The organism is Terriglobus sp. ADX1, from assembly GCF_036877645.1.
Taxonomy (GTDB): Bacteria; Acidobacteriota; Terriglobia; order Terriglobales; family Acidobacteriaceae; genus Terriglobus.
Window position 1 is genome coordinate 21,924 of sequence record NZ_JAEDXV010000027.1, and the last position, 14,306, is coordinate 36,229.

At 56.3% G+C, this 14,306-nt stretch carries 10 protein-coding genes; 8 read left to right on the forward strand and 2 right to left on the reverse strand.

The genetic code is table 11. From position 1 onward, the window contains the following. Positions 1-28 precede the first annotated feature (28 nt). The 5 genes from JAO32_RS15885 to atpC all read left to right on the forward strand — a co-directional run bounded on the left by JAO32_RS15885 (position 29) and on the right by atpC (position 3,924). Positions 29-268, forward strand: a complete 240-nt coding sequence (locus tag JAO32_RS15885) for a hypothetical protein (protein ID WP_334242168.1) — start codon at positions 29-31, stop codon at positions 266-268. A 4-nt stretch (positions 269-272) separates the two neighbouring features. Beyond that, the gene (locus tag JAO32_RS15890) at positions 273-1,406 is read left to right on the forward strand and encodes a F0F1 ATP synthase subunit gamma (protein WP_334242170.1); all 1,134 of its coding nucleotides are present in this window, start codon (positions 273-275) and stop codon (positions 1,404-1,406) included. 116 nt (positions 1,407-1,522) lie between these two features. Then, a complete protein-coding gene (locus tag JAO32_RS15895) occupies positions 1,523-1,936 on the forward strand; it encodes a hypothetical protein (protein WP_334242172.1) in 414 nt (137 codons plus the stop codon). After that, positions 1,912-3,354 (forward strand): F0F1 ATP synthase subunit beta, encoded by a 1,443-nt coding sequence (gene atpD, locus JAO32_RS15900; protein ID WP_334242174.1) that lies wholly within the window; start codon positions 1,912-1,914, stop codon positions 3,352-3,354. The genes JAO32_RS15895 and atpD overlap by 25 nt, the downstream gene beginning before the upstream one ends. Before the next feature lie 141 nt (positions 3,355-3,495). After that, a complete protein-coding gene (atpC, locus tag JAO32_RS15905; protein ID WP_334242175.1) occupies positions 3,496-3,924 on the forward strand; it encodes an ATP synthase F1 subunit epsilon in 429 nt (142 codons plus the stop codon). Between the two features lie 165 nt (positions 3,925-4,089). Here the strand turns inward: atpC and JAO32_RS15910 are convergent, their stop codons facing one another. After that, positions 4,090-7,335: a TonB-dependent receptor gene (locus JAO32_RS15910; RefSeq protein ID WP_334242177.1), complete on the reverse strand. Its 3,246-nt coding sequence runs from the start codon at positions 7,333-7,335 to the stop codon at positions 4,090-4,092. A 317-nt stretch (positions 7,336-7,652) separates the two neighbouring features. On the opposite strand from JAO32_RS15910, the gene JAO32_RS15915 reads away from it, so the two are divergent. From JAO32_RS15915 to JAO32_RS15925, 3 genes are all read left to right on the forward strand, one after another. Continuing rightward, the gene (locus tag JAO32_RS15915) at positions 7,653-8,570 is read left to right on the forward strand and encodes a metallophosphoesterase family protein (RefSeq protein ID WP_334242179.1); all 918 of its coding nucleotides are present in this window, start codon (positions 7,653-7,655) and stop codon (positions 8,568-8,570) included. Positions 8,571-8,764: 194 nt separating this feature from the next. Next, on the forward strand, positions 8,765-11,290 hold the full coding sequence (locus JAO32_RS15920) for a 2-oxoglutarate dehydrogenase E1 component (protein WP_334242182.1): 2,526 nt from the start codon (positions 8,765-8,767) through the stop codon (positions 11,288-11,290). Between the two features lie 97 nt (positions 11,291-11,387). After that, entirely contained in the window at positions 11,388-13,091 is a 1,704-nt protein-coding gene (locus JAO32_RS15925) for an MFS transporter (protein WP_334242184.1), read from the forward strand. On the opposite strand, the gene JAO32_RS15930 is transcribed toward JAO32_RS15925, so the two are convergent. Further along, positions 13,088-14,305: a cation:proton antiporter gene (locus JAO32_RS15930; RefSeq protein WP_334242186.1), complete on the reverse strand. Its 1,218-nt coding sequence runs from the start codon at positions 14,303-14,305 to the stop codon at positions 13,088-13,090. The genes JAO32_RS15925 and JAO32_RS15930 overlap by 4 nt on opposite strands. Position 14,306: the final 1 nt, after the last annotated feature.

Genomic DNA, 14,306 nt, shown 5'->3' on the forward strand with positions numbered 1-14,306 from the left:
CCGCCCGGCCCAGCCAAAGGTTATTCCCATGACGACCTCGGTCGTAGTCCTCGTAGTAGCTTTCGCAGTTCTCAATGTGGCGTTTCTGACCTGGTCGCACTGGATGCAGACACGCCGGATGAAACAGTTGCATCACCGGCTTGATATTCATTCGCACGATCTGGGCCGGGTGCAGGCAGAACAGCAGGAAATCGAGGCACGCGTTTCCGTGGGTGAGCAGGAACGCCGCTGGCAGGAAGAGATTCGCAAGGTTTCGGAAAAGTACTAAACGAATGGCAAACGTACTGGATCTAAAGCGGCGCATTCGCTCCGTGAAAAACACGCGGCAGATCACCAAGGCCATGAAGATGGTCTCGGCGGCGAAGCTGCGCCGTGCGCAGGAGCGTGCGTTGCAGGCACGTCCGTATGCGCAGATGCTGGCTAACGTACTGCAGTCGCTGGTTCGCCGTGCTGCTCTTTACGGCGAAGAAGGCAACGGCGATGTCATGCATCCGCTGCTGGTGGAGCGCGAAGAGAAGAATGTGCTGCTGCTGGTCGTCGCAGGCGACAAGGGCTTCGCAGGCGCATTCAACTCCAACATCGGCAAAGCCGCGCAGAAGTTCATCGACTATCGTCGCGAACCGAAGCAGGTGACGGAAGACGATCCGCGTCCGGGCGAGCAGAACATTGACGTTGAGACGGTCGGCCGCAAGTCGCGTGACCTGTTCAAGCGCAAGTATCCGGAAGCTGTGTGGAAGCATGTCGATGAGGAGCATGATGAGCCCATCGGCATCTCGCACCACATTGAAGATCTCCGCGAGCGCAAGGCGCCGATTGAGATCACCAAGGATCTTGGTTTCCTGCTGACGAAGTTGAACTTCACGGAAGTGGACAAGTCTGCGCATTCGATCATTGACCGCTACGAGCGTGGCGAGATCGATTCCGTTTACATCGTCTACAACGAGTTCAAGAGCGTGATCGCGCAGCGTGTTGTGGTGGAGAAACTCCTCCCCATCCGCAAGCTTGGTTCTCAGGAGATCACGGCTGCGGAAGAGATGACGGAAGAGCAGAAGGAAGCTACGGCTCGCGCTGCTGCAACTTCGGGCGTCTCCATCAACGAGCCGGAAGAGACGGAACTGGACCGCGAAGCGAAGAAGTTTGGCACGGCGGACGTGGATTACATCTACGACCAGGAGCCGGCGAAGCTGTTCAAGCACCTGCTGCCGCGTTATGTGACCACGCAGATTTACCATGCGCTGCTGGAATCCAGCGCCAGCGAACACGCCGCCCGTATGACGGCCATGGACGCCGCCAGCAGCAACGCGAGCGACATGATTGATTCGCTGACACTGACCATGAACCGCGTGCGTCAGGCAGCCATCACCAAGGAAATTATCGAGATCGTTTCGGGAGCGTCGGCTGTTTAATGAACTCCGCACAATCAATTCTCATGAAAGAGATTTGGTCGCGGCGGACAGATAAACGGATTTTGTGGTCTGTAGTACGGATCGTGCTAGCACTCGTAACTTTTTGTCTAGCCGTTATGTTGTACGAATTTGTAACTTTCAGATGGCTCACGCCTTCTGGAAGAAGGAAAGCACAGCAGTTTATTGAGCAGTCTGAAAAAGTAAGGTTTGGTAGCGAAGAAGAAGTAAAGCGATCGAGGGATAGCTGGGACAGTGAATCTAAGAAGCTAGACTGGTTCACAGTGGCCAACCGGGGACTCGAAGTACGAGCGCAGCTTCTGATAATGGATGCGGAAAATTGCAGACTTGTGGAGTTGAGACTTCCAAAGATCGCGGCTTCTGCCCGAAAAGATTGGCTGGTGAAGTTGAACCAGCAGCAGTGTAAGAAGTACGAGCAAGATGTAAAGAGTTTGAGGGAATCGTTACAGAACGCTCCAGCGTTTCAGATTTCGGAAAGACAAGACTTATGGCAGAGAACATTGGCAAAGTAATTCAGATCAGCGGCCCGGCCGTTGATATCCAGTTCGACGAGAAGCACATGCCGCCTATCTATCAGGCGCTGCGCATCACGTCCGAAGGCTTCGACATTCCGACCCCGCTGTCGGTCATCGTTGAGGTGCAGCAGCACCTGGGCGAAGGTCGCGTGCGTACCGTTGCTATGGAAGCGACGGAGGGCATGGTGCGTGGCATGAAGGCTATCGATACCGGCAACCCGATCATGGTTCCCGTGGGCCGCGAGACGTTGGGCCGTGTGCTCAACGTGATCGGTGAACCCGTGGACGAGCTTGGCCCCGTGCAGACGGAAGTTCGTAAGCCCATCCATCGCCAGGCACCTGCGTTCGACGAGCAGGCTACGGGCGAAGAGATGTTCGAGACGGGCATTAAGGTCGTTGACCTGATCCAGCCCTTCTTGAAGGGCGGTAAGATCGGCCTCTTCGGCGGTGCTGGTGTAGGTAAGACGGTTCTGATTCAGGAGCTAATCAACAACGTTGCCATGCAGCACGGTGGCTTCTCGGTGTTCGCTGGCGTTGGCGAGCGTACCCGTGAAGGCAACGATCTGTGGATGGAATTCCAGGAGTCGGGCGTTATCGATCCGCACGACTGGCGCAAGTCCAAGGCCGCTCTTATCTACGGCCAGATGACCGAGCCGCCGGGTGCGCGTCTGCGCGTGGCGCTGACCGGTCTGACCATCGCGGAACACTTCCGTGATGAAGAAGGCTCGGACGTGCTGCTGTTCATCGACAACATCTTCCGCTTCACGCAGGCGGGTTCTGAGGTTTCCACGCTGCTGGGCCGTATGCCTTCTGCTGTGGGTTACCAGCCGAACCTCGCCAGCGAGATGGGCCAGCTCCAGGAGCGCATCACGTCCACGAAGAAGGGTTCCGTTACGTCCGTGCAGGCCATCTATGTGCCCGCCGACGATTTGACCGATCCCGCTCCGGCGACGACCTTTGCCCACTTGGACGCGACCACCGTGTTGAACCGTGCGCTGACGGAAATCGGTATCTATCCGGCCGTCGATCCGTTGGCTTCTACATCGCGTATTCTCACCCCGCGCGTTGTGGGCGAAGAGCACTACGCAGTGGCCCAGCAGGTGAAGGGCATTCTGCAGCGTTACAAGGATCTGCAGGACATCATCGCCATCCTGGGTATCGACGAACTAAGCGAAGACGACAAGCTGACCGTGTCGCGTGCACGTAAGGTACAGCGCTTCCTGTCGCAGCCGTTCCACGTGGCTGAAGTCTTCACCGGCAACCCCGGCAAGTACGTCAAGGTCGCCGATACGGTGCGCTCCTTCAAGGAGATCATCGAAGGCAAGCATGACGACATCCCCGAGCAGGCCTTCTACATGAAGGGCGGCATCGAGGAAGTGCTGGAAGCCGCAGCGAAGATGAAGGCAAACGCGTAAGAACAGCTTTTGGCTATGAGCTTCGCTCTTAGCTATGCTGTTGGCGAATTGAAACTTTGCGGACTGCTTCAAAAAAGTTGAAGCAGTCCGCACCTACACATTGCTCTAGCTAAGAGCTAGAAGCTAAGAGCGAAAAGCTAAATGGCAGACGCAACCACACATTCCGGCCAGCTCGCAGTCCGCATCGTTACGCCGGACCGCGTTCTGATTGACACCACGGCGGACGCGATTGAGCTGCCCGCTCTCTCTGGCTACATTGAAGCGCTGTACGGCGCTGCACCGCTGCTTGCAGAACTGGGCGCGGGCGAAGTGAAGCTCCATGGCGGCAACTCCGGTAATGCGAAGCTCTTCGTAGCCTGGGGATTTGTCGAAGTCCTTCCGGAGCGCGTAACCGTTCTCGCAGAGACGGCGCTGAAGCCGGAAGAGATCGACGCTGCCAAGGCGCAACAGGAACTGGCTGACGCCGAGAAGGATTGGGCTCAGGCAGGCGATGACGCTGCGAAGTACGACTATGCCCGCGCAGAGATTCGCGTGGCAGAAGAGAAGATCGCTGCATCGAAAGATCGCTAAGCAAATTTTCAGAACATTACGAGAGGGGCCGATTTTCGGCCCCTCTCGTATTTTGCGTGCGAAATGGCTGATCTTCCGCGGTGTTTTGTTCCTGCGATGTTCCAGGAAAAGTAAGAAGGGCCCGAATTTCGGCCCTTCTTTTAGTTGTTGCGTTGTTTTGAAGCGTTAGAAGGTGAGTTTCAGTCCCGCCTGCATTACACGGGGCGCGACTGGGCCGGTTCCGGTGATGCGGCCGTAGGTTCCGCTGGTGGGGTTGTTATTGGGTGTGCTGAAGCTGGTGTGGTTGAAGGCGTTGAACAGCTCCCAGCGGAATTGCAGATGGTAGCGGTCGCGTGCGGTCCAATTCTTCATGATGGCTGCATCGCTATAGTTCACGCCCGGCCCTTTCAGGATGTTGCGACCGGTGTTGCCGAACGTTCCGACAGCATTGGTTGTGAAGGCCGCAGTGGTGAAGTACTGATTCAGCCACTGCTGCTTGCTGCCCTGATGCGTTTGCACAACCACGCCGGGTACATAGTCGGCGCGGTCTCCGCCTTCCTGCGCACCGGAATTATTGCCTGTGCCGCCGGAGATGCCAAAGGGACGACCCGACTGCAAGGTGTAGATGGCGCTGATCTCCCACTCGCCCAGCACGCCACGTGCGATGCTGTTCCATCCGTGCAGCGCGGGTGTTGTGTAGACAAGGTTCGTGACAGAGACCAGCGGCACGTTCAGGTCAGAGATACCGCGGTTATAGCGGATGTTGTATGGGTTTGCGATGCTGCTGGTGAATGAAGCATTGCCGCTGGACGCAATGTCCAGGTTTCTTGACCAGGTGAAGCTGGATTGCGCCTGGAAGTTATGTGAGAAGCGCTTTTCAATCTGCGCCTGCAGCGAGTTGTAACTGGCCGTGCCGATGGATTGGATCGTGAGGATCTGACCGAAGTTGGACATGGGACGGATGCCATACGCTGCGCCCGATGTCTGGCCAGGATTCGCGTCCAGAATCAGTGACTGGTGATAGCTCTGGCTGCCAACGTAAGCCAGGTGCAGCACTACATCATTGCCAAGCTGTTGCTCCACGGATGCGTTCCAGCTTTGCGTCATGCCGAGCTTGAACTTTGGTGTGAATGCTGCGGGAACGGACGTGGGTGAAGGGAAGGTGGAGTTGCTGGGCGGTGTACCGCCGGAATACACAAACGGCGGAAACGGACTCACGCCGCCTGTGCCGGGGTAGCTTGCCCACGGGTTGGAGAAATCGATCGGTGACGCTGCGGTCTCATTCAGCGTGTATGTGGGGCTGAACGGGGTTACGTCTGCAACGTGGTTGTACGAAGAGTATGGCAGCGGCGCCGTGAACAGACCGAAGCCTGCACGGAAGGTCGTTTTGGGATGCACCTGCCACGCTACGGCGAGACGCGGTTCAAAGTAGCCATAGGTGTTGGGCGCAAGGCCAGCACTTACCCCGTTATCGCCGGGGAAGACGAGGCCGGTGGGAGCGTTCGGGAAGACAGTGCTCTGCTGTCCCGGATTCCACACAGCGCCGCGACCATCCTTCGATTGCGGAGCCAGATTCGGATCCCAACGAAGACCTGCAGTAACAGTGATGTTGGAACGCAGCTTGAACTGATCCTGCGCGTACACGCCAAGAAGATTGCCACTGACATCGGCAATTTCACCTGCGCCCTGTGTGTATGTGCTGACACGACCAAGGAGGAAATCTGCAAGACCGAAGCCGGTGGAATAGCCGTTGAAGCTGATGATGGGCGCTGCGGGATAGTACGTCAGCTCACGTGCGCGCTGATGCCATAGGTCTACACCTGCGGTGATGGTGTGATTGCCAACGATCTTGGTGATGAAGTCAGAGAAGCCCCACGAACGGCGCATCTCGCCTGTGTATTCGGAGTACTGTAGACCAAAGCCGCCGCTGGCATTCAAGCCTTCGCTGTAGCAAGTGCCTGCGGGTTCATTCACGTTGATGTAGCGAGACAGGCAGAACGGTGAACCTGCATTGTCCAGTGGTTGGCCCACGTTGTAGACATGCTCCTGATTCCAGAAGAGCGACAATGCGTTGATGAGACTGGGAGTGACGGTCCACGTGTGATTCAACACTTCATTGAAGAACTTACCCTGCTTGCCTGTGTTCAGCGCAAGGATGTTGCCGGGCGTCGCGGCTTCGCTGCGGTTGTAGTACTGGATGAAGCTGCGCAGCGTCAGGCGATGCTTGTCGTTCGGTGTGTAATCAATACGGCCTGTGCCTTCGTTGTATGTCTCAATGGTCTTGGGAACGGTGTAGTACACCAGACCGCTGGCGGGATCCTGGCCCAGTGGCAGTGCTGTTTTTGCAATCTGCACTGCAGCAGGATTGAAGAGTGACGGATCAATGCGATTGTTGACGAAGCCACCGGTCAACGTCTTGGGATACGCAGAGAAGTCACCATTCAACATGGCTGCTGTCGGCGTGTTTGTGCTGTTCGCAGTGGACGTGGTGGACTGACGCGTGCCTTGATAGTTGCCAAAGAAGAACAGACGATCCTTGATGACAGGACCACCCAGGAAGCCGCCGAACTGATTACGCTTCAGCGAATCGACTTGCTTTGAAAAGTAGTCTGCGGAGTTCAGCGCATTGTTGCGCAGGAACTCAAATGCACCACCATGCAGAGCGTTAGTACCACTCTTGGTGTCAATCGAAACAACCGCGCCTGGTGAGAAGCCATAGTGCGCGTCGAAGTTGTTGGAGATGACGCGGAACTCACTGGTGGCATCGGCATTGGGTGTCGGTGCAGAGAGCGACATGTAGGTGTCCATGTTCGGAACACCATCCAGAAGATACAGCGTGCTGCCCTGACGTCCACCGCCTGCAGATGCACCGCTTTCATTGGGGAACGTGGTCTCACCCTGCAGTGTGCCTGCGCCTGTATTCAACACATTCACCGTACCGGGCGACAGCAGTACAAGGCTGGAAGGGTCGCGACCATTCAAAGGCAGTTCGCGGATGGCGTGTTCGCTCACAGTGTTGCTGACTTCGGCGTTCGTGGTGTTCATCAACGGTGCGCCAGCGGTTACGTTCACCGTTTCTGATTCGCTGCCCACGTGCAGGCCAATGTCGATCGTTGCCTGTTGACTAACAGTCAGTACAACGCCTGTCTGCTGGAATTTCTGAAATCCTTTTACGTTCGTGGAGATGACATAACGTCCCGGCGGAATCGTCGGGAAGCGATAGAGACCGGAACCGTTGGAATCGGCATTCAATACCAGGTTGGTGTCCACATTGGTGGCGGTCACGTGCGCGTTGGGGACGGCCGCGCCGCTGGCATCGGTCACCGTGCCGCTTAGTACTGCACTGCCGCCTTGGGCAAGTGCTGCAACGGAAAATAGGGGAACAAGCGAAGCGTATAGAACGGGGTTCCGAAAAAACGGATGAGATCGCATTAAGATCCTAAGCCTCAAAAAGGGGAATCGCAGGCAGCGCATATTGTTGTGATTTTTGTTCGGTGCCTGTGGTGTTGTTTTGGCAGGGGAAGAAAGGAAATACCGGTAAATAACCGGTAAAAAAGCGGACAATAACCGGCAGTTAGGATAGCGAGCGAGATGAGCAAAAGTCTTCGCGCAAGATACGCCGGATTATGCCGTTGCGAGGAGCGGCAGAGTACGGCGCGAATCGGCATAGCGTGCTTGATGAAAGTGCTGTAGTCCGTTGAAGTTCTTTTCTTTTCAGAAAGTTCATGGACGGAGGGTAGACTCCGCACATGCCGAATCTTGATCGTCGTCGTTTCCTCTCACTAACTGCGGCTGGAGTTGCTGCATCCTCGTTGCCTTCGTTCGCTATGTCACCTGCTGCAACGGAGGAATTCAGCTTTCTGTTCATGACGGATACACACATCCAACCAGAGCTACATGCCACAGAAGGTTGCAGCATGGCCTTCAAGAAGGCGCGCATGTTGCATGCAGACTTTGCGATTCAGGGCGGTGATCACATCTTCGACGGACTCGCTGTGCCACTCTCACGTTCGCAGGAGTTGTTTCATTTGTATGGCGAGACGGAACAGCAGTTGGGACTGAAGGTCTATCACACGATGGGCAACCATGATGTGATTGGGCTCTTCCCGAAGAGCGGTATTGATCTAACCGATCCGAACTACGGCAAGAGTTTCTTTGAAGACAAGATCGGCCCACGCTACCAGAGCTTCGACTACAAGGGCGTTCACTTCATCATCCTGGATTCCATCGGCTTCGCGCCGGAGCGCACGTACTTCGGCTTCCTCGATGAAGGACAGTTGCAGTGGTTGCGCACCGATTTGGCAAAGGTATCGCCAACGACTCCGGTGATCCTTGTTTCACATATTCCGCTGATCACGGCGTACGGCCAGTACTCTGCGCCTCCAGCTACGCCGCCGGCTCACAATGGCTTGTCCGTTTCCAACACATACGAGATTCTGCCGCTGCTGGCAAAGCACAATGTCATCGGCGTGTTGCAAGGGCATACGCACGTGAACGAACGCGTTGAGTTCAACGGTATTACCTACATCACCGGAGGCGCTGTGTCTGGCAACTGGTGGAAGGGCATCCACGAGGGCACGCCGGAAGGCTTCACCGTCTGCACTGTCAAAGAAGGAAAGCTGACCACGCGCTATGAAACCTATGGGTTTCACGCCGACCCGGCCTAAATAAAGGCAATCATGGAGGTTCCGGGGTGTAGGGGCGAGTTCAAGAAATCGGCCCATACACCCCGATTTCATTTATGTGGGATTTTCGGGAAGTTCGGTGCGAATATCGAACATTGACACCGTAAACCGCACAATGCCACCTCCCCAGCCGTCGTTTGGAAGGTCTATCCTTATAGGCACGAAATCGAGGATGCATGGCAACCAGGGCGAAGGCGAACGGGAAGCAGGCGGCAGCGGTGGCAACACAGGAACAGGACAACAGCAATCCGCAGTTGCGGATGGAAGTGTTTGAAATTTTTCGCCGGTGGGGTTATCTGCAGGCGACGCTGGATCCCCTGAAGCAGTACCTGCCACAGGAGCCATTTCCTATTGATCTGCCGGAAGGCTCTGATGCCATTGCAGTAGAGGCGCGCCGCTATTACTGCGGCAACATTGCGCTTGAGTTCTCGCACATTGCATCGCCGGAGAAGCGTGAGTGGCTTCAGAAGAAGATGGAGCAGACGCACGTTGAGACGCCTCAGCAGCAGGCGAAGACGCTGACGCAGCTCATCAAGGCCGACCTCTTTGAGCAGACCATCCAGCAGCGTTATCTGGGGACGAAGCGGTTTTCATTGGAAGGCCTGACGGCGCTTGTTCCGTATCTTGATCGCACCTTTGAGGTGTCGTCGGAACTGGGTGTGGATGTCTGTCTGTTTGCTATGAACCATCGCGGTCGTTTGAACGTGATGGTGAACACGGTAGGCCGCAGCGCTGCCGATATCTTTACCAAGTTTGAAGACGTCGATCCGCGTAGCCATCTGGGCGGCGGCGACGTGAAGTATCACCAGGGTGCAACGGGCACATACACTTCGCCGACAGGCAAGACGATTGACCTTCACCTGGCATCGAACCCTTCGCATCTTGAGGCAGTTGATCCTGTCATTATGGGTCGCGCGCGTGCACGTCAGGTACGCATTGGCGAAGAGGGTCCGAAGAAGGTGTTGCCCATCATCATTCATGGTGATGCGGCGTTCGCAGGACAGGGCATCTGGGCAGAGACGCTGGATCTGGCTACCATCAGCGGTTATACCGTTGGCGGCACGATTCAAATTGTCGTGAACAATCTGCTTGGATTCACCGCGGAGCCGCAGGAATCGAACTCGTCGCGCTTCGCTACCGATATGGCCAAGCGTCTGCCAATTCCCATCTTCCATGTGAACGCGGAAGACCCGGATGCGGTGGTGCGTGTAGCAGCGATTGCAGCGGAGTACCGCGCTACGTTTGGTTCGGATGTTGTTGTCGATCTCATCGGCTATCGTCGTCACGGTCATTCCGAAGTGGATGATCCGACTGTGACGCAGCCGCGCCGCTACGCGAAGATCAAGGAAACGCCGGTGCTCTACAAGAGCTATGCAGAACGCATTGGCGTGGATGCAACGGCAGAGATCAAGGAGATCAGCGAGAAGTTTCTTGCAGACCAGGCAGAGGGTAAGCAGGCGCAGCATGTGCCGCATCTGTCGTCGCTGCCGAAGTATTGGGACAACTACAAGGGCGGTTATCTGCCTGCGGATGAACCCACGAAGACAGGCTTGCCTGCAGCGGAAATCACGCGGTTGGCGCAGCTTCTGCTGAAGACGCCGGAAGGCTTCAACATCCATCCCAAGATTAAGGCTCTGCTGAAGCAGCGCGAAGAGATGGGCAATGGCGCCAAGCCGTTTGATTACGGCACGGCAGAGCTTTTGGCGTATGCGTCGCTGTTGGAGAAGGGAACGCCTGTGCGTCTCTCTGGACAGGATTCGCAGCGCGGCACGTTCAATCAGCGTCACAGCTTCTTCACGGATACCGAGACGGAGAAGCGATGGTCGCCGCTGCAACATATTTCGGATAAGCAGGGCCGCTTTGAGGCGTACAACTCCATGCTGAGCGAAGCCGGTGTTCTGGGCTTTGAGTATGGCTATGCTCGCGACTATCCGGAAGCATTGGTGCTATGGGAGGCGCAGTTTGGTGATTTCGCCAACGGCGCGCAGATCATCATGGACCAGTTCATTGCGGCAGGTGAAGCGAAGTGGGGCTTGCTGAGTGGTGTGGTTCTTCTGTTGCCGCATGGCTATGAAGGGCAGGGGCCAGAGCATTCGTCCGCACGCATTGAGCGTTATTTGCAGCTTTGCGCGACGGACAACATGTATGTTGCGCAGCCGTCAAATGCAGCGCAGTACTTCCTTCTGCTGCGTCGCCAGGCGATGAGCGAGTATCGCAAGCCGCTGATTGTGTTCACGCCGAAGTCGATGCTGCGCCACCCGGATGCAGTGTCACCCATTGCAGACTTCAGCGCAGAGAAGTTCCAGACGGTGCTTGCGGATACTGAAGCAAAGGATCCGCGTCGCATCCTTGTCTGTTCTGGCAAGATTGGCCACAACCTGCGTGTAGAGCGCGCGAAGCGTGGCGATTACTCGACGGCGATTGTGTTTGTGGAACAGCTTTATCCGTGGCCGGAAGAGGCGTTGGCAAAGGCGCTGGAAATGTATCCCAACGCGGAAGAGGTTGTGTGGGTGCAGGAAGAACCTGCGAACATGGGACCGCTCACGTATGCGTATCCGTTGCTGAAGCGCACGGCGGGTAATCGCCGCGTGCTGCGTGTGTCTCGTTCGGCTGCAGCCACCCCTGCAACCGGCTCGGCCAAGGCGCACGACCTGGAAGAGAAGGCGTTGATTGAATTAGCGCTAGGTAAGGCGAAGAAGTAAGGTGTTATCCGTTTGTAAAAAGGCCGGACTCGAGTCCGGCCTTTTGCATTGTGCAGATTGCGCGAGTGCTGCATTCTGCATCTAGCAAAGAGAGAGCATGAATCCAGAAGCAAGCCAGGACACCGTTGAAGAATCATCCGTTCCAGTGATTGCGGCGGCTGCAGCAGCGCCGCGTCCCCCACAGGCCAACGGCTTTGGCCCACTGAAGATACCGCTGTTTCGTGATCGCTGGATTGCTTCCACCGTATCCAACGTGGGCACGTGGATGCAGGACACGGCCGCCACATGGTTGATGACAGCGCTTACAGGGTCGCCATTGCTGATTGCGTCTATGCAGACCGCAGCCAGCTTGCCGGTATTGATGCTCGGATTGTTTGCGGGAGCTACAGCAGACATTTTCGAGCGCCGCAGACTATTGATCTTCTGGCAGGCGTGGCAGATGGTTGCCGTCTTTATGATGGCGGTGCTGGCGCTATTCGGTGTCATCGGTCCTATGGCGCTGCTGTCACTTACGTTCCTAATGAACGTGGGTTCTGCCATGAACAGTCCTGCATGGCAGGCGATTGTGCCGGAGTTGGTGCCGCGCGAAGAAGTTCCGAACGCCGTCGCACTTGCTTCTGCCAGCAATAATCTTGCACGCGCGGTTGGCCCGGCTATGGGCGGTCTCATGGTGGCCCTGTTTGTGAAGGCAAGCACCGGCGCTGGATGGGTCTTCGCTCTGAATGCGGGCTCTTTCGCGGCAGTGATCTGGGTGCTGTACAAGTGGAAGCGCAAGCCGATGTTCAAAAGCGCTCTGCCCGCCGAACGCATCTTTGGTTCGGTCGGCACGGGGCTGCGCTATCTGCGTTATGCGCCTGTATTGCAGGCAATTTTTCTGCGTGCGTTCCTCTTCACGTTTTCAGCTGCTGCGGTATGGTCGCTGCTGTCGCTGATTGCACGGCGTGAGTTTATACATAGCCATTACATATCCGGCGCGACAGGTTACGGTGTGTTGAATGGCTCGATGGGATTAGGCGCTGTGTTGGCGGCTGTTGCGTTGCCGCGCATTCGTGCGAAGTTCTCTGCGGATCGAGTGCTTGCAGTTGCCAGCGTGCAGTTTCTTGCCACATTGTTAGTGCTGGCGTTTATCCACTCGGTCACGCTGGACATCTTATTTCTCATCGGCGGTGGATTCGCGTGGACTTGCACCATGGCCACGCTGAATACCGGTGTGCAGTTGTCTTCGCCGGGATGGGTGCAGGCACGTGCGCTGGGTATGTATCAGATGATCTTTCAGGGTGGATTGGCGCTGGGTTCGTTCGTCTGGGGTTATGTTGCGGAACACAGCAGCGTCACCGCTTCCATGGCCAGCGCGGCTGTTCTGATTGCGGTAGCCATGCCTGTCACTCTGCGACTGCATGTATTGCGTGGCAGTCTGCCGGACTTAACGCCGTATCAGTTCAAGCGGCCAGTGCCGCACCTGGAACTGGAGCCCGCGCCGGAGGATGGCCCGGTTCGCATTCTTGTGGATTACATCGTAGACGTTGAGAACTACAACGAGTTCGTCGGTCGTATTCACAAATTGCGTGAAGTGCGCCTTCGCACAGGAGCGGTTCGATGGGCGGTGTTTCGCGATGGCAATAATGCCGAGCGGCTGGAAGAAAGCTTCGTGATGGAAAGCTGGCTGGAGTATCTGCGTAGCCGCGAACGCATGACGACAGCAGACTTCGCCATATTGCAATGCGTGCGCGATCTGCATAAGGGCGAGGAGCTGCCCAGCGTGACGCACCAGGTCTATGCAAAAGAGATGACGCAGAGCTAAGCTGCGCTGTTGTGATAATTAATGCGCAGTAGCGTCAGCAGCGGCGAAGTCATGATGGTGGTTACCAGCGCGACGACGACCAGTGCAGCAAACAATGCTGGTCCAAACACGCCTTGTGTATAAGCGATGTTCAGCACGATCAACTCAACGAGGCCGCGCGTATTCAACATGGCGCCAAGTGCAAATGAGTTGCGCCATGATTCGCCGAGTGGCCGCGCAGCAATGACTCCACCACCAACCTTTCCTACGACTGCAAGAAGCAAGAGCAGTAGCGTCCACGGAAGCACTCCGCTACCTTGCAACAGATCCAGACGAGTGCGAAGTCCTGTAAGCGCAAAGAAGAATGGCAGCAACAGTGATGTGACTGGTACTTGCAACGAGTCATTCAGCGTCTTCTGCCATTTTGGAATGCGTGGGAACGCAAGACCTGCAACGAATGCTCCGAACAAAGAATGAAGACCGAGCGCATCGGTAGTTGCGGCTGAGAGCAATGCCACCAATACCGCACCTGCAACGGTCGATGCTGGAAGCGAACGATCGCGATAACGGTTTGCAATGGCACGCGTGCCACGTGCCACAATAAACGCCACAAGAAGATATGCAGCGAATAACACCATACGCAGTGGCATGGAAAGTGTGCTGCCACTGTGCGGCATGATGGACATCGCGATTGCCAGCAACATCCATGCGCAAACGTCATCAGCCGCAGCACACAACAACGCTGTTACGCCTAACGGCGTGGACATAAGCCCGCGCTCTTCCAGGATTCTTGCCAACACAGGAAACGCGGTGATGCTGAGAGAAATGCCGAGGAACAATGTGAAGGGAAGTACCGCAGCCGATGTGGGGAAGCGTGCCATCGTTGGCCTCGCAATTATGACTCCCAGAGCAAACGGCAACAACAGACTGGCAAGCCCCGCTGCAGCCGCGGTCTTCTTCTGCTGACGCATGTGGCTGTAGTCCAGAGAACTGCCAATCAGAAACAGATACAACACCAGGCCTAGCGTGCTGAGTACATCAAATGCGCTAAGCGTCGCGGGAGTAAAGAGCGCATGCCACGTGGAAGGTAGGAGCCGACCGAGCAATGTTGGCCCCAGCAGAATGCCGCCGGTCATTTCGCCAATCACGCTGGCTTGCCCCAGCCTTCGTGCAATCCATCCGCACAGCAGCGTCGTGGACAGCACTACCAGCATGGAAACAAGAAGAGGATTCATG

Excerpts from the sequence above, each read along its gene's own strand:
- JAO32_RS15885 (WP_334242168.1), top strand. The coding sequence starts at position 29 with ATGACGACCTCGGTCGTAGTCCTCGTAGTAGCTTTCGCAGTTCTCAAT.
- JAO32_RS15890 (WP_334242170.1), top strand. The coding sequence starts at position 273 with ATGGCAAACGTACTGGATCTAAAGCGGCGCATTCGCTCCGTGAAAAAC.
- JAO32_RS15895 (WP_334242172.1), top strand. The coding sequence starts at position 1,523 with ATGTTGTACGAATTTGTAACTTTCAGATGGCTCACGCCTTCTGGAAGA.
- atpD (WP_334242174.1), top strand. The coding sequence starts at position 1,912 with ATGGCAGAGAACATTGGCAAAGTAATTCAGATCAGCGGCCCGGCCGTT.
- atpC (WP_334242175.1), top strand. The coding sequence starts at position 3,496 with ATGGCAGACGCAACCACACATTCCGGCCAGCTCGCAGTCCGCATCGTT.
- JAO32_RS15910 (WP_334242177.1), bottom strand. The coding sequence starts at position 7,335 with ATGCGATCTCATCCGTTTTTTCGGAACCCCGTTCTATACGCTTCGCTT.
- JAO32_RS15915 (WP_334242179.1), top strand. The coding sequence starts at position 7,653 with ATGCCGAATCTTGATCGTCGTCGTTTCCTCTCACTAACTGCGGCTGGA.
- JAO32_RS15920 (WP_334242182.1), top strand. The coding sequence starts at position 8,765 with ATGGCAACCAGGGCGAAGGCGAACGGGAAGCAGGCGGCAGCGGTGGCA.
- JAO32_RS15925 (WP_334242184.1), top strand. The coding sequence starts at position 11,388 with ATGAATCCAGAAGCAAGCCAGGACACCGTTGAAGAATCATCCGTTCCA.
- JAO32_RS15930 (WP_334242186.1), bottom strand. The coding sequence starts at position 14,305 with ATGAATCCTCTTCTTGTTTCCATGCTGGTAGTGCTGTCCACGACGCTG.